This is a genomic window from Marivita sp., assembly GCF_020055675.1.
Lineage (GTDB): Bacteria > Pseudomonadota > Alphaproteobacteria > Rhodobacterales > Rhodobacteraceae > Marivita.
Window position 1 is genome coordinate 20,544 of record NZ_JAIPUS010000022.1, and the last position, 23,520, is coordinate 44,063.

The following is a 23,520-nucleotide window of genomic DNA, read 5'->3' on the forward strand; positions in this document are numbered from 1 at the left end:
CCGTTTTTTTGTCACCTCGCGAAAAAACGGCAACAGGTTTCGCGCCTCGGACGTGGATGATAAGAAGGTGACAGTGGGTCGCGTGGATGCCGATGCACGCCGCGCAGCCCCAAGGCGGGGCCGCGATCAGCTGTCGTCGCCGACCTTGTCCTCCACATCGCGCGCCAGGGATTCCGCACGCGCAGCGATTTCCTGAAGCGACTCGGTCACGTCGGTCGGCACCACCGGGACCTCGACCCGTTCCGGTTGCGGCGGCGGCGCATCCTTCAGCATCCGCAACTCCGACAGGTACCCCGAGGCGCGATCCTCGGCTTCGCGCAACTTGTCTTCCAGGCCCGCAGTCTTGTCCGCCAGCATCAGCCCGGCCATCAACAGCATCCGCGCTTCGGGTATGCGGCCCACCTGCTCTGCCAGGACCTGCGCTTCGGTATCCAGCATCTTGGCGGCGGAATGCAGGTATTTTTCCTCGCCTTCCTGGCAGGCAACCTCGAAGGTGCGACCGCCGATGGTGATTTCTACTTCCGGCATCAGGTCGCCTCCTCGGTCTGCTCGGCCTGGTCCAGCAACGGGGCCAGGGCCGCAATGATGGTGTGGGTTTCGGCTTGCTCTGCGGCGCGGTCGGCGCGCAGGGCCTCCAGCTCGGCCAGCATCGCCTTGTTGATCAGATGCGGCTCACCGACGTTGTCAGCCAGGGCGCCGCGCATTTCCTCGTTGGTGTCGCGCAGCATCTGGTTTGCCTGGCGCAGACGTTGCACTTCCTCGTCGAGCGCGGAGACGTCGATATCCGGCGCTGTACCGGGATCGACCGCGGCTGCAGCGGCTTTCGCAGCTTCGAGTTCGGCTGCATGCGCCTCGTGAAGTTCACGCACACGCTCTTCCAGCTCCGCATTGGCCCGGCGTTCCTCGTCCAAGGCGGTTTTCAGGCGGGCCACCTCTTCGGGGTCTGCTGACGGCGCCACATCCAAAGCAGGCACGGAAACAGGCGCAGTGGTCTTTTCCTCCATCCGGGCCATACCCTGCGCCACGCGGTCCAGCGCGGCGGTGATCCGATGTTGCAACTCTTCAATCTGGGTCATTTGCCTGATCCCCGTCTGTTGCCCGTGCGCCCTGAAAACATGAACGCCGGGTGGTTTTTTCCTTGCTCTCGAAACGAATCGCTCCGTCCTCTTAATGTGAAAGTTTAACAATCCACGGGAAAAAATGCGCCCCCTTATCCACACCCGGCCCGTGTGTGCGGCTTGAACTCTGCTGCAACACTGCTAAGAGCGCTCCCAAAGACCGCATGACGGCCATGACAAGGAATAGACGTCCGTGGATATCGACACACTCAAAGCCCAGAACCCTGACCATTGGAACAAGGCCACCGCAATCCGCGCGCTGGCGCTGGACGCCGTCGCGGCGGCGAATTCCGGCCACTCGGGCATGCCGATCGGTATGGCGGACGTGGCCACTGTGCTGTTCGAGACCCATCTGAAATTCGACGCAAGCCGCCCTGACTGGCATGATCGGGATCGATTCATCCTGTCGGCCGGGCACGGGTCGATGCTGCTCTACGCGCTGCTTTACCTTGTCGGCGACGCGGAGATCACGCTCGATCAGATCAAGAATTTCCGCCAGTGGGGGTCCAAGACCGCCGGGCACCCCGAGAACTTTCTTGCCCAGGCGATCGAGACGACAACCGGACCGTTGGGCCAGGGTCTTGCAAATTCGGTGGGCTTTGCCATCGCCGAGGAATCGCTCCGCGCGCGCTTTGGAAAGAAGCTGGTTGACCATCATACCTATGTCATCGCGGGCGACGGCTGCCTGATGGAAGGCGTCAGCCACGAAGCTATGGGCATCGCCGGTCGGCAAGAGCTGTCACGGCTGATCGTGTTCTGGGACAACAACAACATAACCATCGATGGAACCGTCGATTTGTCGGATCGTACCGACCAGATCGGACGCTTTACTGCAGCCGGCTGGCATGTGCAGGAAATCGACGGGCATGATCCCTCCGAGATAGACGCGGCCATCGTCAACGCCAAGAAAGACAAGCGCCCGTCGATGATCGCCTGCAAGACGCATATCGCGCTGGGCCATGCCGCCCAGGACACGTCCAAGGGACATGGCGCGCTGACCAATGCCGACCAGAACGCCGAGGCCCGCGAGGCCTGGGGCTGGACGCATGACCCGTTCGAAATCCCGTCTGACATCAAATCAACCTGGGAGGCGATTGGCCGCCGCGGTGCCGCCGAACGCGACGCCTGGGAGCAGCGGCTGTCCGCCGTGTCCGCGTCGCGACAGGCCGAGTTTGCCCGCACGATGGCGGGGGATGCGCCGAAAAAGCTGTCCGTGACCATCAAGGCGCTGAAAAAGCAGATCAGCGAAACCGCGCCCAAACTGGCCACGCGGAAAAGCTCGGAAATGGTGCTTGAAGTTGTCAACCCGATCCTGCCTGAAACCATCGGGGGTTCGGCCGATTTGACGGGGTCGAACAACACCAAAACCGGCGATCTCGAGGTGTTCGATATCGACCAGCGCGGCGGGCGGTACATCTATTGGGGCATCCGCGAACACGGCATGGCCTCGGCGATGAACGGCATGGCGTTGCATGGTGGCATCCGGCCCTATGGCGGCACGTTCATGTGTTTCACCGATTATGCCCGCCCCGCGATGCGGCTGTCGGCGTTGATGCGGGTGCCGACCGTCTACGTGATGACACATGATTCCATCGGTCTGGGTGAGGATGGTCCGACGCACCAGCCCATCGAACATCTGGCGATCAGCCGCGCAACGCCAAACACGCTCGTGTTCCGCCCCGCCGATACCGTGGAAACGGCCGAGGCCTGGGAAATTGCACTGACGCAGACGAACACGCCCTCGGTCCTGTCGCTGACCCGTCAAGGATTGTCGACAGTGCGGACCGAACACAAGACCAAGAACCTTGTCGCGCAAGGCGCCTATGTCCTGGCCGATGCCGAGGGCAAACGCCAGGCCATCCTGATGGCGACCGGCTCCGAGGTCGAAATCGCGATGGCCGCGCGGGATATCCTGCACGGCGAGGGTATTGGAACGCGCGTCGTATCCATGCCCTGCTGGGAGCTTTTCGAGGATCAGGAGGAACGTTACCGCAAGCGCGTTCTGCCCGGCGGGCCGGTGCGCGTTGCGGTCGAGGCAGGAATCCGGTTCGGCTGGGATCGCTGGCTCTACGGCGAACGTGGCAAACGCGAGAAAGCCGGGTTTGTCGGAATGCATGGCTTTGGCGCGTCGGCGCCGGCAGAGACGCTTTACAATAAATTCGGCATCACGGCTGACGCCGTGGCGCAAAAGGTGCGCGACCTGATTTCGGGCGGGTGACTGCCTTGCGTCGTCCGCCCCCGTCGCCGGCCCCCAAGGCCTGCGGCACCGGGCGGGCGGTGCAGAGTGGATCGGATGACTGCGGAAACGGGTTTGTACCCGCGTCGGAACAACAGACGACACGACACAGATGATCGTGAACACCCCCGCGCGACCGCGATGCCGTGGTGAGCGCAAGAGCCAAACACCACCCTGACGGCCCTGCCCGGTCAACCCCGATCGCGGTGAACGGGACTATCCATTGCAGGCTGCGGACGTGTCACCGGCCATGCGCGGCGCGACAGCTTGGGCGGATCGCGATTGACAAGAAGACGCACGGGATCGCGGTTGCAAAATACCACCAATTGTTCGCCGTTTTCCACCAGCGTAAACCCGCGACGCCGCACTTCATGCAAGAACGCCTCGCGGCCTGCGTAGCGGTCAACGTCGCGCGCCGGGCGGTGAACCACCCCGCCGCGCCCCACAGTTTTGGCGGAAAACAGGTCGCGGAGCCATTTTTCGGGGTCGAGATTTGTCGGTTTTTCCGGTTTTTTCATACCGCACCCCTAGCGGATGCGGGGGTAAGGCAAGCTTAAAGCGTCAAAGCCCTTTGGGCATCACGGCTGTCCAGACCGGCGCCACCACCTTGATCCCGAAGGGGATCAGGATCAGGCCCCAGATCAGGCCAAGCACGAAGTCGATGGCCGCCGTGATCGCCCAGTTCAGGAACGGGACCCCGCCGCTCGTGGCGGAGGCGATCCGGTAGATCGTATCCTCTGGCACATGCCATCCCATCTGTGCCACGGAATGCACGATGATCGATCCGCCGACCCAGAGCATCGCCGCCGTGCCCACCACGGTCAGCCCTTTGAGAAGCCACGGCATGAACATCACGATCCCGCGCCCCACCGACCGGGTTGCCGCGAAATTGCCCGCCTTGCTGAGCCACAGGCCCACATCGTCCATCTTCACGATCACCGCGACCGCGCCGTAGACCGCCAGCGTGACCATCACGCCGACCAGTGCCAGCGTAATGCCCTGCATCCACACATTTCCAGCGTCTATCACTGAGAGCGCGATCGTCATGACCTCTGCCGACAATATGAAGTCTGTCTTGATCGCGCCCTTTATCTTCTCTTTTTCAAGGTGCAGCGGATCCTTGATGCTGTGGCTGCCATCGGGTCCACCGGACTGCGCATCATGCGGCAGCATCACATGCGCGATCTTTTCTGCCCCCTCAAAGCAAAGGTAACTGCCCCCGAGGATCAGGAGCGGCGGGATCATCCACGGGAAAAAGCTCGACATCAGCAAGGCGGCAGGCAACAGGATAACCAGCTTGTTGATCAGCGATCCACGCGCGATGCGCCAGATGATCGGCAATTCCCGCGCCGGTTCGAAACCTTGCAGGTATTTTGGCGTGACCGCGGCATCGTCAATCAGCACACCCGCGGTCTTGGAGCCGGCCTTGGCCGCGGCAGCCCCGATGTCGTCGACAGATGCGGCCGCCACTTTGGCAATGCCCGCAACGTCATCGAGAAGGGCCAACAATCCACTCATCACGTCGCTCCTGTATCCGGTCACGCCAGACATAGCGTCCCGCTGCATGTAGCGCCAATACCAAACGCCCCCGGCAATGGCCCGGGTCCCGACCAAGATGCCCATCTGCCACGGATCGTCGGCATTGCAGTGGAAGACGCCGCACGCGCCAGCGCTGGCGGCACGGCTCAGCCCGGCTAAAGGCGCGGACCCGTGGCGGCAGTGAATGCCAGGGCCGCTCCCGCGCATTGAATTTTTCAGATTCGAAACAAGCCAAGCCTGTTACCGCAAACTGTCCCTCAGGTTAGCGCCAACATGCGAATCTCACTTACATTTTGCGCTAACATGCTGGAAAAACTCATATTTTTTCTTTTCGTAGGCGGCATACGCTCGTATACGGATAACAATCGCATTGCGCAGGAGACATGCTCATGACCGTCACGCTTGGAATCAACGGATTCGGTCGTATCGGCCGCTGCACGCTGGCGCATATCGCGGAAAGTTCGCGGAATGACGTTCAGGTGGTCAAGATCAACGCGACCGGCCCGATCGAGACAAACGCCCATCTGCTGCGCTATGACAGCGTGCATGGCCGGTTTGCCGGCGACGTCCGGATCGAGGGCAACACGATGGACCTCGGGCGCGGGCCGATGGAGGTGTATTCGACCTATGATCCGCAAAACCTGGACTGGTCGGGCTGTGACGTCGTTCTGGAATGCACGGGCAATTTCAATGACGGCGACAAGGCGGCCGTCCACATGGAGCGCGGGGCGAAATCGGTGCTGATCTCGGCGCCTGCGAAGAACGTGCAGAAAACCGTTGTCTATGGGGTGAACCATCGCGGGCTGGCGCATGGTGACACGATGATCTCGAACGGGTCCTGCACCACGAATTGTCTGGCGCCGCTGGCCCAGGTTCTGGACGCGGCGATCGGGATCGAGAGTGGCATCATGACGACGATACATTCCTATACCGGCGATCAGCCGACACTGGATCGCCGGCATGCCGACCTCTATCGCGCGCGGGCGGCGGCGATGGCGATGATCCCGACCTCGACCGGCGCGGCCAAGGCGCTTGGAGAGGTGCTTCCCAATCTCAAGGGCAAGCTGGACGGATCGGCGGTGCGGGTGCCGACCCCGAACGTGTCGGCGGTGGATCTGACCTTCTGTGCGGGCAAGGATGTGACCGTGGAGGACGTGAACGAGGTGGTCCGGGAGGCGGCGGCGACCCATATGGGGACGGTGCTGTCCTATGATCCCGAACCCAAGGTTTCGGTTGATTTCAACCACACCACGCAATCGTCGATCTTTGCGCCGGACCAGACCAAGGTGGTGGGCCGCCGGATGGTGCGGGTGCTGGCCTGGTACGACAATGAATGGGGCTTTTCGGCCCGGATGGCTGACGTGGCCGGCGCGATGGGGCGACTGCTTCACTGAGGCGTCCCACGGCTGGGACGGGTCCGGTCCGACGTGAAATCAATGGCTTACAGAGGCGTGTTCATCCTTTCTTAAGGTTTTAACGCCACCTCGGACCCGGCGCGCGAGAGGCGCTCTGCATCACCGCCGGACCAAGCGGGTCCGTTTTGTCCGGTGCCGCAGGGTGGCCTTGCGACGGGTGCCTGGGGGTGTGCGACACGTCGGCGCTGCGATGAATCCCGGACGCGGGAGGGGAACCTTCGCCGTTGAGTCGCGCCGGGTTCTGACGCTGTCACCATGCCAACGGCCTGTCCACCAAGACCCTGGTTTGCAGGATTGCGGCAGCGCAGAGCGGTACGGCTGCGGTTCCGACAAACATCGCCACCGCGCCCAGGCCGTCGAAAACCAGCCCTGCCAGCACGGGACCGATCACGCTGCCCGCAGCCGTGGCCAAGAGAGTGACCGTGAAGCCCAGCGATGGCAATGACGGGAACAGACGCTCTGACCAGAAGGCCAATATTGCGCTTGTCATCATCACGGTGATCCCCTGCAACCCGGCGGAGGAGACCAGCCCCACCCAGCTGCCGGGCAGGATCGCCGCAAAAGCCAACGAGGCGGCCGAGGCCAGGAGGATCGCCCGAAGGATCCCGTTCAGGCCAAACGCATCCCGCAGCCTGTTCGACAAGAGGCCGAACAGGCCAAAGATGCCGTAAAAGATGAAAACGAGCGACGGGATCGCGCCGTCCACCTCTCCGGAAAGGCCCGCATGGGCAAAGCGGTCAGCGGCAAAGGAAATGTAGATTGCCGAGGTGATGCCATGCACGAGGGCGATCCCGAAAATCGGCAAGGCCGCAAAATGGAGCAAATCCTGCACATGTTCCCGCGTGCCAGCTTCGGGCGATTTTTCAACCCGGCGGAGTGCCGCCCAGTTGCCAACGAGCGCCAGAGCGCTGGCCCCGGAGAACACAGCCCAGCAGACCCGCCAGTCATACCCCAAAAGGACCATGGCAAGGGCGACGGCACCCGCGAGGGCGATACCGGCGCTGGTGCCTGTACTGATTTGCGACAAGGCAGTGGGCCGGTTCACGTCCCTGATCTTGCGGTGCACCGCGTCGTTGAACGGTGTCCAGGCAAACCCAGCGCTTGAGCCCGCAAGGAAAATGCCCACCGCCAGGACCGTGACGTCAGGCGCGAGCGCAACAATACCGGTGCCCAGCGTGGCGGCGGTCAATCCGGTAAGCACCGGGACTTCAGGCCCCCTGCGGTTCAGCAAGTATTGCGCGATCAGCAGGCCGATAAAGAAGCCGGCAAAGCCGAGGCCGGACACAAACCCGACCGACGAGGAGGACATCGAGAACGTGGTCTTGAATTCGGGCACGAACAGGCCGAACCCCATCCGTCCGGGTCCGAAACTGATGGCGGTGGCCGCGAAACCGGCCAGAGACAAACTGTGGAAGAATGTCATTCGGTCATCCTCCATTTGCACGGTAACACACCGGACAGGCCATGAGTTCCCCGGCTGCGCCTATCCCGGCGTCCCGCATGGAGTGCGCAAGCGGGCCTTTGACCGCGACGAGGCCGTTTTTTGCACATTGGTTTGCTCACTGGAAAGACCCCTTGCCTGCGCAGTGGCCGACATTGACGTCACGCGGATGGGGACATCACGCAGACAGCTTCATCACGCAGTTGGAGCGGCTTCCCGGACGGCTGGCGCATGGGCCGGTGGCGCATGGCCGCGATGATGGCCGCAATACATCGCCGCGCTTCGTGGGCGCGTTCCGTTTCTGCACCTGCAAAAGGTCGCCCCCGGCACGTGTTGCGGCGCTGCAGCAATTTCGGCCCCGCAGTATGGTTGTATCATGGGATTGCAGACCTATTGTCTGTCCAGCCAGTGGAGAGCGCCGGGATGAGTGTATTTTCGGGGATATGGGCCCTGTTGATCGGGATCGTGTTCATCATGCTGGGAAACGGCATGCATTTCACGCTGATCGGTGTGCGCGGCGGGATCGAGGGGTTTTCGGCGGCGGCGCTGGCGATCGTCGCGTCGGGCTATTTCCTGGGCTTCCTGTCGGGCGCGAAGGCCACGCCGGAAATGATCCGGCGGGTTGGCCACGTGCGGGTCTTTGCAGCGCTCGGCAGCTTCATGTCGGCGGCGCTGATCGCGTTTCCACTGTTCACCGATCCGATTTCCTGGACGCTGCTGCGGGTGCTGATCGGCTTTTGCATCTCGGGCATTTACGTGACGGCCGAAAGCTGGCTGAACGCGGCAGCAACAAACGAGACACGCGGCAAGATATTGTCGGCCTATATGATCGCCCAGACGCTGGGGATCATCGGGGCGCAGGGCTTGCTGACCCTGGGGGACGCGGCGTCGGCGGTGCTGTTCATCGGGGCGTCGATCCTGGTGTCGATCTCGTTCGGGCCGATCCTGCTGACGGTGTCACCCACCCCGGCGGTCGAAGCGACCCGGCCAATGCCGCTGCGGGAGTTGTTCAAAGGTTCCCCGCTGGGCACCGTGGGGATTTTCCTGCTGGGCACGATCTATGCCACGCAGACCGGCATGGGCGCGGTTTACGGGTCCGAGCTTGGGCTGACGGCGGGGCAGATTTCGCTGTTCATCGCCATGCTGTTCGGTGGCGCGCTGGTGATGCAATATCCGATCGGCTGGATGTCGGACCGGGTGGACCGGCGTAAACTGATTTTTTTCTGCACCCTGCTGGGGGCCGTTTTCTGCGCTTCGGGCTGGGTCAGCGGCGGCGATATCGTGTTGCTCATGGGGACAGCGTTCCTGGCCGGAGGCGTGACGGCGCCGGTCTATTCGCTCTTGCTGGCCTACACGAACGATTCGCTGTCGCCCGAGGACATGCCGGCGGCGTCGGGCGGGCTTGTCATGATCTTCGGGATCGGCGCGATCCTTGGACCCTTGGTCGCCGGGGCCGGCATGGAGCGGTTCGGCCCGGCGGCGTTCTGGGTCTTCATGTCGGGGATATTCGCTGTGACGGCCGCGTATTCGGCCTATCGGATGACGCGGCGGGCGGCATCGCCGGTCGAGGAGACCGACAGCTATCTGGGTGTTTTGCCGACCGCGTCGCCGCTGGCGCTTGAAGCCGCGGGCACATGGGCGGCCGAACAGGGCGAGCTGGAGCGCGAGGCGGAGGCCGAGGCGGCGGGCGGGTGACATCCTCCCTGCCCTCTGACATGTTGGTCAAAGGTACCGGAGGAACAGGCCGCGATGACCAATTCAATCGCCATCGGTTTGGCTGTGCTGATCCTTGGCGGGATCGCCATTGACGCGGTCCTGACAGGCAGCGACGGTCTGAGGTTTCTGGCGCAAAAGCTGCTGGACCTGATCGAATGGATCGCTTTCTGGCGCTAAGCGCAGGTTGACTTGGCGTATGTCCTCTGGTTGTTAGCGGTAACAAGGCCGCATCCATTATGGCCGCGGACCAGACTGAACGAGCGAGGAGCCTCCTATGAGCACCAAAGTAGCGATCAACGGATTTGGCCGGATCGGCCGCAACATCCTGCGCGCGATCATCGAATCCGGCCGCACCGATATCGAGGTGGTGGCGATCAACGATCTGGGTCCGGTCGAAACCAACGCGCATTTGCTGCAATTCGACAGCGTGCACGGGCGCTTTCCCGTCGAGGTCAAGAGCACAGAAGACAGCATCGATGTGGGCCGCGGGCCGATCCGGGTCACGGCGATCAAATCGCCCGCCGATCTGCCGTGGTCCGACGTGGACGTGGTGCTGGAGTGCACCGGCATTTTCACCAGCAAGGAGGCCTGCCAGGCGCATCTGGACAACGGCAGCAGCCGGGTGCTGATTTCCGCCCCCGGCAAGGATGCCGACAAGACCATCGTCTATGGTGTGAACCACGACAGCCTGACGGCCGAGGACATCGTGGTGTCCAACGCCTCCTGCACGACCAATTGCCTGGCGCCGGTGGCCTATGTCCTGAACAACGCCATCGGGATCGAGCGCGGCTTCATGACGACGATCCACAGCTATACCGGCGATCAGCCGACGCTGGATACGATGCACAAGGATCTGTATCGCGCCCGCGCGGCCGGGCTGAGCATGATCCCCACCTCGACCGGCGCGGCCAAGGCCGTGGGGCTTGTCCTGCCGGAGTTGAACGGCAAGCTCGACGGCGTGGCGATCCGCGTGCCAACCCCGAACGTGTCGGTGGTGGACCTGACCTTCACCGCGTCGCGCGCCACGGATGCCGAAGAGATCAACGCCGCCGTGCGCAAGGCCGCGGATGGGCCACTCAAGGGCATCCTCGGATATACCGACCGCCAGCTGGTGAGCAGCGATTTCAACCATGATCCGCATTCCTCGGTGTTCCATACCGACCAGACCAAAGTGATGGATGGCAACATGGTCCGGATCCTGAGCTGGTATGACAACGAGTGGGGCTTCTCCAGCCGCATGGCGGACACGGCCGTGGCGATGGGCCGGTTGATCTAGGGCCCCAAAAGCCCGAGGCACGTCAAGGGCGTGCCGGTGACAGGGTGGCGCGTGACCGCCAATGCGCGCGACACGCGCCACCCCTGCGGCTTCTGGCCACCAGATGGCGAAAAGCTGCCGATCCGGTCATGGACCGTCTGCGCGCGGGGAACCGCGGCGGGCGCGCCGGACGTTTCCATGCAGATGGGGGCACAGGCGGCCCCCGATGGCAAAGGAGGCGACATGACCAACACTTCCCTCAATCCCGCCGCACCGCATCTGGACCCCGAAGATTTCGAGGCCAGGCCGACCACGCCAAACGATCATCTGCGCGATCTCCATACACGGATCGTCGATGCAAAAGCCGGGTTCGACGTGATGGTGGACAAGGCCGAACCCGCGTTTCGGGACGTGGCCGTGTCATTCCGCGACATGCACGCCGCCCATGCAGAAAAGATCGCCATCATGCTGCATGGCCATGTCGAGCCCGACGGGTCCCTGATGGCCACGGTGAACAAGGCCGTGGTGTCGCTGCGCGCGTTTTTCGACGAGATCGATGCAGATGTCATGGAACAGGTGCGGCGCGGCGAAGATCATGTCCTCGCGGCGTTCCGCGAGGCCGAGGCCAATTGCAGCGCCCCGCAGGAGGTGGAGCTGATCGCGATGCGCGCCGAGCTGGAAAACCTGCTGAAGCGCACAGCCCATCTGGATTGATTTTCCTGCCTAGTCCGGCACGGTCGGGCCGTGATCCCAGACGGACACGACCCTTGCACAAAACGCAAGGCGGGCCTTCCGTCCTGCCAGTTGTGCGGCAGTGCAGCATCCTTATGTGGTGGGCTGATAGCGCAAACAGCGCGCAGCACCACCATATGTCCAGGGAAAGGACTGACGATGGCCCATCTTATGTCTTCCGTGCGGGATCGCCTTCGCAAGCGGGTCGCCTATCACCGCACGATCCGCGAAATCCGCGATATGCCACTGGATGTCGCGCTTGACCTCGATATTTACCGCGGCGACGCAGAGAAAATTGCCCAGCGGGCGATCTATGGCCGCTGACGGACGTGCGCGACACCGAACCTGGACCAGGGCCGCGCAGAACATGCGCGGCTCTTTTCGGGTGATGCGGCGCGTCCGAAAGATGCCTTACGGGTTTGCCCGGTCGAACTTTTCGATCAGGGCGCGGCGCACCGGGGCAGAGACGAATTTGCTCACATCGCCGTCCAGCCGCGCGATTTCCTTGACCAGTTTGGACGCAATCGCCTGATGTCGCGCCTCGGCCATGAGGAACACGGTCTCGACGCTGTCATCAAGTGACCGGTTCATGCCGACCATCTGGAATTCGTATTCGAAATCCGACACCGCGCGCAGCCCACGAATGATAAGCTCGGCACCAACGTCGCTGGCGCAGTCGATCAGCAGATTTTCGAACGGATGCACGATGATCTCGATGCCGGTCTGTTCCGACAGAGACACGCATTCCGCCTCGATCATGCCGACGCGTTCGTCGAGCGAAAACAGCGGGCCCTTTTCGCGGTTGATCGCCACGCCGATCACCAGCCTGTCCACGAGGATTGCAGCCCGGCGGATAATGTCGATATGGCCCATCGTGATCGGGTCAAATGTGCCGGGGTAAAGACCGATGCGCATGGGCTGTCTCCGGGTTTCGTCAATCCCGCCCCGTCTGGCACTGAATTGCGTGTAAGATCAAGTCAAAGCGAAGAGCCGCGTCAATGACCCATGATCATGCCTTCAAGCGCCGATTTCTCCATCGCAAGCTCGTTGAGCCGCGCCTTGACCACGTCGCCAAGTGTGATGAGACCCACCAGTTTGCCGTCTTCGACCACGGGCATGTGGCGGAACCGGCCGTCGGTCATTTTTGTCAGGACGACATCGGCTTCGTCGTGGCGCGAGCAGGTGATGACGTCGCTGGTCATGTAGGTATCGACGGTATCGCCCAGGCAGTCGGCGCCCCGCGCGGCCAGTTCGCGCACGATATCGCGTTCAGACAGCACGCCGATCGTGGTTTCGCCATCCTTTGACACCACGACCGTCCCGATCCGCTTTTCGGCCAGGACCTTGGCCACATCGGAAATGGGGGTTCCGGGGGCGACGGTGACAACTGCGTCGGTCGCCTTGCTTTTCAGGATGTGGTGCACTTGCATGGTCCGTTCCTCCATCGGTCATCCTTGTAGCGTCCTCACAGACCCCTGTTCTGTCAAGTGTTTCAGATCGTTTGTTGGCTGTCGGGGTGTTTGATCGCAGCGCGTGGGGCCTGGCCGCGGGCCACCATCGCTTCGAGGCGCCCAACCTCGGCCCGCACCCCCTTGGCCAACGCGGAGGCAACCCGCGTGATCCTGTCGAGGCGTCGGTCTTCGGCGTGGCGCACCAGGTAAAAGCTGCGGGTGAAGGACAGCGCGTCGGTCAGAACACGGGTCACATCGGGGGCAAAGGGGAGCGCGAAATCATGCACAACGCCGACACCGCCGTGTTCCCGCAACAACTGCACTTGGACCGAGGCCGAGTTCGAGGCGAGCGCCACGCGGTCAAGCGCCAGATCGCTGAGGTAATCCAGTTCCTTGTCGAAGATCATGTCGGGGATGTAGCCGACCATGCGGTGCTGGTGCAGATCGGTGACGCTGGTCAGCGGCGGGCGCGCGGCAAGATAGGTCTGGCTGGCGGCGAGGTGCAGCCGGTAATCGGTGATCCGCTGGTAGGATAGCCGCGCGGCGGTCGGCGGGCTGACGGTGATCGCCATATCCGCCTCGCGGCGGGACAGGTTGACGACGCGGGGCAGCGCCACGATTTGCAGATCAAGATCGGGATGCGCCTTGGACAGATCGGCAAACACCCGCGGCAAGACAAAATTGGCACAGCCGTCCGGCGCACCGACGCGAATCTGCCCGCTGAGCGTATCGGCATCCTGCGACAGCACCGATCCCGCGCCCTGCATCGCTTGTTCGGCGCGTTCGGCGTGGTCGGTCAGGCGGGTGCCTGCTTCGGTCAGGGCATAGCCTTGCGGGCTTTTGACGAAAAGCGGCTGGCCCATCGCCTCTTCGAGGCGGGCGACACGGCGGCCCACGGTGGCCGGGTCCATGCGCAGCGCTTTTCCAGCACCGGACAGGGTTTCGTTGCGCGCGACGGACAGGAAAATCCGCAGGTCATCCCAGCTTTGCATGGCGCCTCCTTTGCATTTTTGCAAAACGTCTTTGGGAGATTGCCTCTTTGATCCGCATTTTTGCAAGACTAAGCTGCATCCAATAACCTGAGGAGGATTCCATGCAAGACTTGACCCATTATCTTGACGGCGCCCATTTCGACGGCACGTCGGGGCGGTTTTCGGATGTCTACAACCCGGCAACGGGCGAGGTGCAGGCGAAATGCCCGCTCGCGTCGACCGACGAAGTGTCCAAGGCCGTCGAAATAGCCGCACGCGCGCAACCCGCCTGGGCCGCGACCAACCCGCAGCGGCGCGCGCGGGTGATGATGAAATTCGTCACGCTTCTGAACCGCGACATGGACAAGCTGGCCGAGACGCTGAGCCGCGAGCATGGCAAGACCATCCCGGACGCCAAGGGCGATGTCCAGCGCGGGCTCGAGGTGGTCGAATATTGCATCGGCGCGCCGGAGTTGCTCAAGGGGGACTATACCGACAGCGCCGGTCCGGGGATCGACATGTATTCGATGAAGCAGCCCTTGGGCGTGTCGGCGGGCATCACACCGTTCAACTTTCCGGCGATGATCCCGATGTGGATGTTCGCGCCTGCCATCGCCTGCGGCAACGCGTTTATCCTCAAACCGTCCGAGCGTGACCCGTCGGTGCCGATAATGCTGGCCGAGCTGATGGAAGAAGCCGGGCTGCCCAAGGGTATCCTGCAGGTCGTGAACGGCGACAAGGAGGCCGTGGATGCGCTTCTCGAGCATCCGGTGGTCCAGTCCATCGGCTTTGTCGGATCCACGCCGATCGCGGAATACATCTATGGCAAGGGCTGTTCGCACGGCAAACGCGTGCAGTGTTTCGGCGGCGCCAAGAACCACATGATCGTGATGCCGGATGCGGATATGGACCAGGCTGCGGATGCGCTGATCGGCGCGGGCTATGGCGCGGCGGGCGAGCGCTGCATGGCTGTCTCCGTGGCTGTTCCGGTGGGCGACGAGACGGCGGACCGGCTGATCGAAAAGCTGGTGCCGCGGATCGAAAAGCTGAAGGTCGGCCCCTACACGGCCGGCGATGACGTGGATTACGGCCCCGTTGTCACCGCCGCCGCCAAGGAAAACATACTTGGCCTGATCCAGTCCGGCGTCGATCAGGGCGCGGAACTGGTGGTCGACGGGCGCGACTTCAGTCTGCAAGGCTATGAAGACGGGTTCTTTGTCGGCCCGCATCTGTTCGACAAGGTCACGCCGGACATGGACATCTACCAGAAGGAAATCTTTGGCCCGGTCCTGTCCACCGTGCGCGCCGGATCCTACGAAGAGGCGGTCCAGCTGGCGATGGATCACGAGATGGGCAACGGCACCGCGATCTTTACCCGCGACGGCGACGCGGCGCGCGATTTTGCCAACCGGATCAATGTCGGCATGGTCGGCGTCAACGTGCCGATCCCGGTGCCCTTGGCCTATCACACCTTCGGCGGCTGGAAGAAATCGGTCTTCGGCGACCTGAACCAGCACGGGCCGGATGCCTTCAAGTTCTATACCCGCACCAAGACGGTGACGTCGCGCTGGCCCTCGGGCATCAAGGACGGCGGCGAGTTCAACTTCAAGGCGATGGACTGACCCCGTCAGCCACCAAAAAGAAAGGGTCGCCACGCGCGGCCCTTTTGCTTTCCATGTCAAAGCGCGCTGTGCTGGCCGGAACTTGGGCCAGAACTTGGGCCAGAACTTGGGCCGGGGACGCGGGTCAAGGTCCCGACGCGCAGATTCGAGCGGCTGTCCGGCACCTGGTCTAATCGTTCCGCGTTGGGCTTTGATCTTTTGCAAACGTCCTCAATCATTCGTAAACCAGACAAGCGTTCAATCCACGCATCAACGGGAGGCATGGCGCGATGGATTTTGCCCTGACAGACGAACAATCGGCGATTTTCGACATGGCCCATGCCTTTGGGCAGGACCGTATCGCGCCGCATGCGCGGGATTGGGAGGCCCAGGGCACCATCCCGAAAGCGCTTTGGCCCGACGTTGGTGCGCTTGGGCTGGCCGGGATCAATGTCTCCGAAGACAGCGGCGGCACCGGGCTGTCGCGGCTCGACGGGACGCTGGTCTTCGAGGCGTTGTCGATGGCCTGCCCTTCGGTTGCGGCGTTCCTGTCGATCCACAACATGTGCGCGCGGATGATCGACGCCCATGGCTCGGACGAGATGAAGGCGCGCGTGCTTCCCGATGCGCTGGCGATGAAAACGGTGCTGAGCTATTGCCTGACCGAACCGGGCAGCGGATCGGATGCCGCCGCGTTGAAAACCCGTGCCGCGCGGACCAACGAAGGTTACACGCTGAACGGAACAAAGGCCTTCATCTCGGGGGGCGGCTATTCGGATGCCTATATCGCCATGGTGCGCACCGGCGAAGATGGACCCAAGGGCATCTCTGCCCTGCTGGTCGAGGATGGCACCCCGGGACTGAGCTTTGGCGGGCTTGAGGACAAGATGGGCTGGCGCAGTCAACCGACCCGGCAGGTGCAATTCGATGACTGCAAGGTGCCTGCCGGCAACCTGCTGGGCGTCGAAGGCAAGGGTTTTTCCTACGCGATGGCCGGGCTCGATGGCGCGCGTCTGAACATCGCGGCCTGCTCACTTGGTGCCGCGCAGGCCGGGCTGGACGCGACGCTGGCCTACATGGCCGAGCGACAGGCTTTTGGCAAAACCATTGACCAGTACCAGGCGCTGCAATTCAGACTGGCCGACATGGAGATCGACTTGCAGGCCGCCCGCACGTTTCTGCGACAGGCCGCCTGGAAACTCGATACCGGCGCGCCCGACGCACCCCGGTTCTGCGCCATGGCCAAGAAATTCGTCACCGAAACCGGTTCGCAGGTTGTTGATCACTGCCTGCAACTGCATGGTGGCTATGGCTATCTTGCTGATTACGGCATCGAAAAGCTTGTCCGTGACTTGCGCGTGCATCAGATTCTCGAAGGCACGAACGAGATCATGCGCCTGATCGTGGCGCGACAGATGCTTGCCAAATAAACGTCGTCCGGGCTTCTTCGGACCCGAAATACCCCCGGGTGAGGCCCGCAGGGCCCCTGCCCGACGCCCCAAAACGCACAGGCAGACACAGACATGACTGACATTCACATTCGCAAGGACGGCCATGCCGGACGAATCACGCTGAACCGGCCCGCTGCGCTCAATGCGCTGACCCATGACATGTGCCTCGCCCTGGAGGACGCGCTGTGGACCTGGCGGTCCGATCCGACAGTCAAGCTGATCCTGATCGACGCGGCCGGTGACAAGGCGTTCTGCGCAGGGGGTGACATTGCCGAGATCTATGCCACGGGCACGCAGGGGGACTACGCCTATGGCCAACGGTTCTGGCGCGACGAGTACCGGATGAACGCCTTGATCGCGGAATACCCGAAACCGGTGGTCAGCTTCCTGAAGGGCTACACGATGGGTGGCGGTGTTGGCATCGGCTGTCACGGCGCCCACCGGATTGTCGGCGAGAGCAGCCGCATCGCCATGCCGGAATGCGGGATCGGCCTGATCCCGGACGTGGGCGGGTCGTTCCTGCTGGCCCATGCGCCGGGATATATGGGGGCGTATCTCGGGCTGACAACTGACAGGATGGATCCGGCTGATGCGATTCTTGCCGGGTTTGCCGATGTGTTTGTCCCCGAAACCGCGTGGGAGGGCATCAAGGCCGCGATCTGTGCGGATGGCGACGTGAGCGCGGTGCGTGCCGCATCTAAACCGGCGCCCGAGGCGCGGCTGGCCGCGCTGCAACCCGAGATCGACAGGCTGTTTGCCGCGCGTGCGCTGAACGACGTCGTGGCGACCCTGCGGGCCGATGGCGGCAGTTTCGCCACGGAGGCCCTGGAGCGGATGTCGCGCAATGCGCCGCTGTCGCTTGCCTGTACGCTGGAGGTGCTGCACCGGCTCAAGGACGGCCCGCGCGACATGCGCGCGGCTCTTGATCTGGAGTACCGCTTCGCGTCACGATCGATGGAGCATGGTGATCTCCTCGAAGGCATTCGCGCGGCCATCATCGACAAGGACAAATCACCCAGATGGACGCATGATCTGGACGCGGTGCCGGAGGCGGATGTCGCACGCATGCTGGCCCCCGTGACCGGGGCGCCGTTGTCATTTGAACGGAGGAGCAGGACATGAAGATCGGATTTATCGGGCTGGGCAACATGGGCGCGCCCATGGCAGAGACACTCGCCAAGGCAGGACACCACGTGACCGGCTATGACATGGCGACGGTGACGGTGAACGGCGTGTCCACTGCGCGCACGGCGGCCGAGGCTTGCGACGGCGCGGAGGTGGTCATCATGATGCTGCCCAATGGCGATATCCTGCGCGCCGTGGCCGCGCAGGTGATCCCGGCGATGCAAAGCGGGGCGGTCTTGCTGGACTGCTCGACCGTGGATGTCGACAGCGCCCGCGCCGTGGCCGATGACGCGGTGGCGGCGGGTTTGCTGGCGCTGGATGCACCGGTGTCGGGGGGAATCGGCGGCGCTGCCGATGGAACGCTGACCTTCATGGTTGGGGGAACCGAGAAGGCCTACAAGATCGCCCTGCCCCTTTTTGAAATCATGGGTCGGAAGTCTGTTCTTTGCGGTCCGTCCGGAAACGGTCAGGCGGCGAAAATCTGCAACAACATGATCCTCGGCGCGACCATGATTGCCACATGCGAAGCCTTTGCCCTGGCCGACAAGCTGGGACTGGACCGGCAGTCCATGTTCGACGTGGTCAGCACGTCATCGGGAAACAGCTGGTCTATGAGCACCTATTGCCCCGCACCGGGGATCGGTCCGAACAGCCCGTCGGACAATGACTATACCCCCGGGTTTGCGGCGGACTTGATGCTCAAGGATTTGCGCCTGAGCCAGCAGGCGGCCGCAGCCTGCGACGCCGACACCCCCATGGGACTGGCCGCGATGGAGCTTTACCGCGATTTCGTCGAGACAGAGGGCGGAACAGGGCGGGATTTCTCGGCCATGCTGCCCCGGTTCGAGGCCCGGGGACGGTCCTGACGCCTGCGGGACCATGCCACAATTGCCCCGAGATCCGAAGCCATCCTGAGGACAATACCTAAAAGTTAACTAAATTCGTGCAAACAAGCGCCGCCTTGCCCGGTCAAATCCAGTGCTGAAACTGGTTAACGACAAGGCACGCATCCCATGCCCATTGCTCAGGCACTTCCGATCAACACCGCCGCAAGCGCAGTTCAAATGGCCAACACCATTTTCGGCGCGGGCGTTACCGTCAACTCTGCCAGTTATACCGGCGCGGGCGGCGCATCTGGGATCTATTCCAGCGGCGATACGATCTCACCTGAATTTACGCCCGGTGATACCGGCGTGATCCTGTCCACCGGTCAGGCCACCGGGGTCACGAACAACAGCGGGACCACGGACACCAACGTTGAAGGTGGGCGCACAACCGATAACGGCCAGCCGGGGGACGCCGATTTCAGCGCGATTTCCGGGGGGAGCACGACCTACGATGCATCCTTCCTCGAGGTGTCCTTCACACCGGACGGCGACCAGCTTACCCTGGCTTTCATCATCGGGTCCGAGGAATACCCCGAATACATAAATTCCGAGTTCCTTGACACGGTTGGTATCTGGGTCAACGGCACCCAGGCGACGGTCGGGGTCGGCAATGGCAACGTGTCTGTCGGCAATCTCAACGGCGATACGGCCAGCAACCTGTATAACGACAATACCAACGACCAGTTCAACACCGAGATGGACGGGTTTACCGTCACCCTCAGCGTGTCGGCACCGGTCGATCCGGGCGTCGAGAATACGATCAAGATCGGCGTGGCGGATGTTTGGGACGGGGCCTATGACACCAACATGATGATCGCCGGCGGATCGGCCCAGGCCGCGCTGGTGGCGACCGACGATCAGGCCAATATCGGATTGAACAGCAGTAAAACCCTGGACGTGCTCGACAATGACAGCACGACCGGCGGGACGATGACGATCACCCATATCAACGGCAACGCGGTTTCGGTGGGCAGCAATGTCACGCTCACATCGGGCCAGACGGTGACGTTGAACGCCGATGGGACGCTGACCGTGCAGTCGGACGGCGACGAGGAAACCGCCTATTTCACCTACACGACCGAGAACGGGCTCGGCCAATCCGATACGGCGATCGTGCAGGTTAACCAGATGCCCTGTTTCGTCGCCGGCACCCGGATCGAGACACCGGACGGCCCGAAAGACGTCGAGACCTTGCGCGCGGGCGATCTGGTGCTGACACTGGATGACGGGCCGCAGCCGATCCGATGGGCAGGCCAGCGCACCGTCGAGGCGCAGGGCCGCTTTGCGCCGATCCTCATTTCGGCGGGACATTACGGAGCGCGAACCGATGTGCTGCTGTCGCCGCAACACCGCGTGTTGATACGGGATGTCTGGGCGGAACTGCTGTTTGGCGAGGCAGAGGTGCTTGTGAAGGCCAAGGATTTGGTGGACGGAACCCGCGTGCGACAGGTGACGCAGCGCAAGACGGTGACCTATGTTCACCTGCTTCTTGACCGGCACCAGATTCTCGAAAGCTCCGGCCTTGCCTCCGAAAGCTATCTGCCCGGACCGATGATGTCGGCCAGTTTCGAACCGGATACGCGGGAAGAGATTATCGCGCTTTTCCCGGAGCTTGAGGATATTTCCTCATGTGGATGGACAGCCGCGCGGCCGATCCTGAGAACGTTCGAAGCGCGCGCCTTGCAAGCGCGCGCCGCCTGAGATTTATTCCGCCGCGACCTGTTTGTGCGCGCTGAGCATGGATTTCAGGTACCGCCCGGTATGCGAGGCTTCGACATCGGCCACCTGTTCCGGCGTGCCTGTCGCGACGATTTCTCCGCCGCCGTCCCCGCCCTCTGGTCCGATATCTATGATCCAGTCGGCGGTTTTGATCACATCGAGATTATGCTCGATGACAATGACCGAATTCCCGTGTTCTACAAGTTCATGCAAAACTTCAAGAAGCTTGCGGACATCGTCGAAATGCAAGCCGGTTGTCGGTTCGTCCAGGATATAGAGCGTGCGCCCCGTGGACCGTTTCGCAAGCTCTTTCGACAGTTTGACGCGCTGCGCCTCGCCGCCTGAAAGGGTGGTCGCCTGCTGTCCGACCTTGACGTAGCCAAGACCCACACGAAAAAGCGCATCCATCTTTTCGCGGATCGATGGCACGGCCTTGAAGAACTCCTGCGCATCTTCAACCGTCATATCAAGAACGTCTGCTATGCTTTTGCCTTTGAACTTTATTTCCAGGGTTTCGCGATTGTAGCGCGCGCCTTTGCAGGTCTCGCATTCCACGTAGACATCCGGCAGGAAATGCATCTCGATCTTGATGACACCGTCACCCTGACACGCTTCGCAGCGCCCGCCCTTGACGTTGAAGCTGAAGCGTCCCGGCTTGTAGCCGCGCGCCTTGGCCTCGGGCAGCCCGGCGAACCAGTCTCGGATCGGGGTAAAGGCGCCGGTATAGGTGGCCGGGTTGGACCGCGGCGTGCGGCCGATCGGGCGCTGGTCGATATCGATCACCTTGTCGAGATGCTCCAGCCCCTTGATCGTCTCGCAGGGCGCGGGTGTCTGGCGGGCCCCGTTGAGGCGCATCGAGGCGGTCTTGAACAGCGTCTCGATGGTGAGCGTGGACTTGCCGCCACCCGACACACCTGTGACGCAGACAAATTTTCCCAGTGGAAACTCTGCGTCGATGCTTTGCAGGTTGTTGCCCGTGGCCTTGACCACCTTGAGCGATTTGCCCTTCTTGCCCTTGCGCCGTTCGCCGGGCACGGGAATTTCGCGGGCCCCGCTGAGGTACTGCCCCGTCAGCGAGCCAGCATCGTCGGCCACCTCTTGCGGAGTGCCCTTGGATACGACCTGGCCGCCATGCACACCGGCCCCGGGTCCGATGTCGAAGACATAATCCGCCTCGCGGATCGCTTCCTCGTCATGTTCGACAACGATCACCGTGTTGCCCTGATCGCGCAGGTTCTTGAGCGTGCCAAGCAGCCGGTCATTGTCGCGCTGGTGCAGGCCAATGGAGGGTTCATCAAGCACGTACAGCACGCCCGTCAGCCCGGATCCGATCTGGGACGCAAGGCGGATGCGCTGGCTTTCCCCCCCTGAAAGCGTACCGGCGTTGCGCGAAAGCGTGAGGTATTCGAGGCCCACATTGTTGAGGAAGCCGAGCCGTTCGCGGATCTCCTTGAGAATTGCCTTGGCAATCTCGTTTTTCTGGTTTGTCAGGTGATCGGGCACCGTGTTGCACCAGTCGAATGCATCCTTGATCGACATTTGCACGACCTGCCCGACATGGCGCAGATTGTCGCGCGCGCCGATCTTGACCGCCAGCGCCTCTTCGCGCAGGCGGTAGCCGCCGCAGGTGCCGCAGGACCGATTGTTCTGAAAGCGCTCGAATTCCTCGCGAATCCAGTTGCTGTCGGTTTCGCGGTAACGCCGCTCCATGTTCGGGATGACGCCTTCAAAGGTGCGTGTCACGGAATAGACACGCCCGCCCTCGTCATAGCGGAACGGGATTTCCTCGTCGCCGGAGCCGTAGAGGAAAACTTGCTGGACATAGGGATCGAGGTCTTTCCAGCGGGCCGACTTGTTGAAGCCGTAATGTTTCGCGATGGCCTCGATGGTTTGCAGGAAATACGGCGATTTTCCCTTGCGCCACGGGGCCAGTGCGCCGTCCGAGATTTTCAGCGTGGTGTCCGGGACGACAAGGTTGGGATCAAAGAACAGCTCGACCCCGAGACCGTCGCACTCCGGGCAGGCCCCGAAGGGCGCGTTGAACGAAAACAGCCGCGGTTCGATTTCCGGGATGGTGAAGCCACTGACCGGACAGGCGAATTTTTCCGAGAAGGTATGCCGCTCGGGTTCGCCCTCGCTTGGCGCTGTTTCGAGGATCGCAATGCCGTCGGCCAGGTCGAGCGCGGTGCGAAAGCTGTCCGCGAGCCGGGTTTCAAGACCGTCCTTGACGACCAGGCGGTCCACCACAACGTCGATGTCATGGCGAAACTTCTTGTCCAGCGTCGGCGGTTCGTCCAATTCGTAAAACTCTCCGTCCACCTTGACGCGCTGGAAGCCCTGTTTGCGCAGTTCGAGAAATTCCTTGCGGTATTCGCCCTTGCGGTCGCGCACGATCGGGGCGAGCAGATAGGCGCGCGTCCCCTCCTCCATCGTCATGACCCGGTCAACCATGTCCTGCACCTGCTGCGCCTCGATGGGCTGGCCGGTGGCGGGGCTGTAGGGCGTGCCGACCCGCGCGAAGAGAAGGCGCATGTAGTCATAGATTTCGGTCACGGTCCCGACGGTGGAGCGCGGGTTTTTCGACGTGGTTTTCTGTTCGATGGAGATGGCGGGCGACAGGCCGGAGATGTGGTCCACATCCGGCTTTTCCATCATGTCGAGGAATTGCCGCGCGTAGGCCGACAGCGATTCCACGTAGCGGCGCTGGCCTTCGGCATAGATCGTGTCGAACGCAAGGGAAGACTTGCCTGACCCGGACAATCCGGTGATCACCACAAGCTGATCCCGCGGGATGTCCACGTCGATGCTTTTGAGATTGTGCTCGCGCGCGCCGCGGACTTCGATATGTTTGAGTTCGGCCATG

Annotated in this window: 21 protein-coding genes; 12 read left to right on the forward strand and 9 right to left on the reverse strand. The window is 62.5% G+C overall.

Translation table 11 applies throughout. The features are described 5' to 3' along the window. Positions 1-126: 126 nt before the first annotated feature. Together LCF59_RS13370 and LCF59_RS13375 are read right to left on the reverse strand one after the other, a co-directional pair. Positions 127-528 (reverse strand): cell division protein ZapA, encoded by a 402-nt coding sequence (locus tag LCF59_RS13370; protein WP_292288111.1) that lies wholly within the window; start codon positions 526-528, stop codon positions 127-129. Beyond that, positions 528-1,076, reverse strand: a complete 549-nt coding sequence (locus tag LCF59_RS13375; RefSeq protein WP_292288112.1) for a hypothetical protein — start codon at positions 1,074-1,076, stop codon at positions 528-530. The genes LCF59_RS13370 and LCF59_RS13375 overlap by 1 nt, the downstream gene beginning before the upstream one ends. Before the next feature lie 235 nt (positions 1,077-1,311). Between LCF59_RS13375 and tkt the strand changes: the two genes are divergently transcribed. After that, positions 1,312-3,336: a transketolase gene (gene tkt / locus LCF59_RS13380; RefSeq protein ID WP_292288113.1), complete on the forward strand. Its 2,025-nt coding sequence runs from the start codon at positions 1,312-1,314 to the stop codon at positions 3,334-3,336. Between the two features lie 209 nt (positions 3,337-3,545). On the opposite strand, the gene LCF59_RS13385 is transcribed toward tkt, so the two are convergent. Both LCF59_RS13385 and LCF59_RS13390 read right to left on the reverse strand, forming a co-directional pair. After that, positions 3,546-3,872: an aspartate aminotransferase gene (locus LCF59_RS13385; protein WP_367273402.1), complete on the reverse strand. Its 327-nt coding sequence runs from the start codon at positions 3,870-3,872 to the stop codon at positions 3,546-3,548. A 43-nt stretch (positions 3,873-3,915) separates the two neighbouring features. After that, positions 3,916-4,872 carry a DUF808 domain-containing protein gene (locus tag LCF59_RS13390; protein WP_292288114.1) on the reverse strand — a complete coding sequence of 319 codons (957 nt, stop codon included), beginning with the start codon at positions 4,870-4,872 and terminating at the stop codon, positions 3,916-3,918. 410 nt (positions 4,873-5,282) lie between these two features. On the opposite strand from LCF59_RS13390, the gene gap (LCF59_RS13395) reads away from it, so the two are divergent. Then, positions 5,283-6,287: a type I glyceraldehyde-3-phosphate dehydrogenase gene (gene gap, locus LCF59_RS13395; protein ID WP_292288115.1), complete on the forward strand. Its 1,005-nt coding sequence runs from the start codon at positions 5,283-5,285 to the stop codon at positions 6,285-6,287. A gap of 271 nt (positions 6,288-6,558) precedes the next feature. On the opposite strand, the gene LCF59_RS13400 is transcribed toward gap (LCF59_RS13395), so the two are convergent. Then, positions 6,559-7,731 (reverse strand): MFS transporter, encoded by a 1,173-nt coding sequence (locus tag LCF59_RS13400; RefSeq protein ID WP_292288116.1) that lies wholly within the window; start codon positions 7,729-7,731, stop codon positions 6,559-6,561. A 441-nt stretch (positions 7,732-8,172) separates the two neighbouring features. On the opposite strand from LCF59_RS13400, the gene LCF59_RS13405 reads away from it, so the two are divergent. From LCF59_RS13405 to LCF59_RS13425, 5 genes are all read left to right on the forward strand, one after another. Further along, complete coding sequence (locus LCF59_RS13405; protein WP_292288117.1) at positions 8,173-9,444, forward strand: MFS transporter; 1,272 nt, start codon at positions 8,173-8,175, stop codon at positions 9,442-9,444. A 54-nt stretch (positions 9,445-9,498) separates the two neighbouring features. Beyond that, positions 9,499-9,642 (forward strand): hypothetical protein, encoded by a 144-nt coding sequence (locus LCF59_RS13410; RefSeq protein ID WP_292288118.1) that lies wholly within the window; start codon positions 9,499-9,501, stop codon positions 9,640-9,642. 97 nt (positions 9,643-9,739) lie between these two features. Continuing rightward, positions 9,740-10,741, forward strand: a complete 1,002-nt coding sequence (gene gap / locus LCF59_RS13415; RefSeq protein WP_292288119.1) for a type I glyceraldehyde-3-phosphate dehydrogenase — start codon at positions 9,740-9,742, stop codon at positions 10,739-10,741. A 222-nt stretch (positions 10,742-10,963) separates the two neighbouring features. Further along, entirely contained in the window at positions 10,964-11,434 is a 471-nt protein-coding gene (locus tag LCF59_RS13420; RefSeq protein ID WP_292288120.1) for a DUF2383 domain-containing protein, read from the forward strand. Positions 11,435-11,611: 177 nt separating this feature from the next. Beyond that, positions 11,612-11,776 carry a hypothetical protein gene (locus LCF59_RS13425; RefSeq protein WP_292288121.1) on the forward strand — a complete coding sequence of 55 codons (165 nt, stop codon included), beginning with the start codon at positions 11,612-11,614 and terminating at the stop codon, positions 11,774-11,776. Positions 11,777-11,863: 87 nt separating this feature from the next. Here LCF59_RS13425 and coaD read toward each other — a convergent pair whose 3' ends face one another. The 3 genes from coaD to LCF59_RS13440 form a co-directional block, all read right to left on the reverse strand. Then, positions 11,864-12,367 (reverse strand): pantetheine-phosphate adenylyltransferase, encoded by a 504-nt coding sequence (gene coaD, locus LCF59_RS13430; RefSeq protein WP_292288122.1) that lies wholly within the window; start codon positions 12,365-12,367, stop codon positions 11,864-11,866. Between the two features lie 80 nt (positions 12,368-12,447). Further along, on the reverse strand, positions 12,448-12,882 hold the full coding sequence (locus LCF59_RS13435) for a CBS domain-containing protein (protein ID WP_292288144.1): 435 nt from the start codon (positions 12,880-12,882) through the stop codon (positions 12,448-12,450). Positions 12,883-12,944: 62 nt separating this feature from the next. Further along, on the reverse strand, positions 12,945-13,895 hold the full coding sequence (locus LCF59_RS13440) for a LysR family transcriptional regulator (protein WP_292288123.1): 951 nt from the start codon (positions 13,893-13,895) through the stop codon (positions 12,945-12,947). A 101-nt stretch (positions 13,896-13,996) separates the two neighbouring features. Here LCF59_RS13440 and LCF59_RS13445 point away from each other — a divergent pair, with 101 nt between their 5' ends. The 5 genes from LCF59_RS13445 to LCF59_RS13465 all read left to right on the forward strand — a co-directional run bounded on the left by LCF59_RS13445 (position 13,997) and on the right by LCF59_RS13465 (position 20,639). Then, a complete protein-coding gene (locus LCF59_RS13445) occupies positions 13,997-15,496 on the forward strand; it encodes a CoA-acylating methylmalonate-semialdehyde dehydrogenase (RefSeq protein ID WP_292288124.1) in 1,500 nt (499 codons plus the stop codon). A 269-nt stretch (positions 15,497-15,765) separates the two neighbouring features. Beyond that, positions 15,766-16,905, forward strand: coding sequence for an acyl-CoA dehydrogenase family protein (locus tag LCF59_RS13450; RefSeq protein WP_292288125.1), 1,140 nt, complete (start codon positions 15,766-15,768; stop codon positions 16,903-16,905). A gap of 93 nt (positions 16,906-16,998) precedes the next feature. Then, positions 16,999-18,048 carry an enoyl-CoA hydratase/isomerase family protein gene (locus LCF59_RS13455; RefSeq protein WP_292288126.1) on the forward strand — a complete coding sequence of 350 codons (1,050 nt, stop codon included), beginning with the start codon at positions 16,999-17,001 and terminating at the stop codon, positions 18,046-18,048. Then, a complete protein-coding gene (mmsB, locus tag LCF59_RS13460; protein WP_292288127.1) occupies positions 18,045-18,917 on the forward strand; it encodes a 3-hydroxyisobutyrate dehydrogenase in 873 nt (290 codons plus the stop codon). The genes LCF59_RS13455 and mmsB overlap by 4 nt, the downstream gene beginning before the upstream one ends. A 198-nt stretch (positions 18,918-19,115) precedes the next feature. Further along, the gene (locus LCF59_RS13465; protein ID WP_292288128.1) at positions 19,116-20,639 is read left to right on the forward strand and encodes a Hint domain-containing protein; all 1,524 of its coding nucleotides are present in this window, start codon (positions 19,116-19,118) and stop codon (positions 20,637-20,639) included. A gap of 3 nt (positions 20,640-20,642) precedes the next feature. Here LCF59_RS13465 and uvrA read toward each other — a convergent pair whose 3' ends face one another. Then, a complete protein-coding gene (gene uvrA / locus LCF59_RS13470; RefSeq protein WP_292288129.1) occupies positions 20,643-23,519 on the reverse strand; it encodes an excinuclease ABC subunit UvrA in 2,877 nt (958 codons plus the stop codon). Position 23,520 lies beyond the last annotated feature (1 nt).